Origin of the sequence: Flavonifractor sp. DFI.6.63, assembly GCF_024462255.1 — a bacterium.
Taxonomy (GTDB): Bacteria; Bacillota; Clostridia; order Oscillospirales; family Oscillospiraceae; genus Lawsonibacter_A; species Lawsonibacter_A hominis.
In genome coordinates, this window is sequence record NZ_JANGBE010000122.1 from 1 (window position 1) to 297 (window position 297).

At 51.5% G+C, this 297-nt stretch carries 1 rRNA gene; it reads left to right on the forward strand.

Features of this window, described 5'->3' with window-relative positions:
* Positions 1-297 (forward strand): 23S ribosomal RNA (locus NE547_RS18165); the annotation flags it as partial.

The window sequence follows — 297 nt, forward strand, 5'->3', positions numbered from 1 at the left end:
GCGCATTACTGGCGTGACCGCGTACTTTTTGTAGAACGGGCCAACGAGTTACGTTATGTGGCAAGGTTAAGCACTTAAGGTGTGGAGCCGTAGCGAAAGCGAGTCTTAACTGGGCGACATAGTCACATGACGTAGACCCGAAACCGGGCGACCTACCCATGAGCAGGATGAAGCGAAAGTAAAATTTCGTGGAGGTCCGAACCCACGTACGTTGAAAAGTGCGGGGATGACTTGTGGGTAGCGGTGAAATTCCAATCGAGCTCGGAGATAGCTGGTTCTCCTCGAAATAGCTTTAGG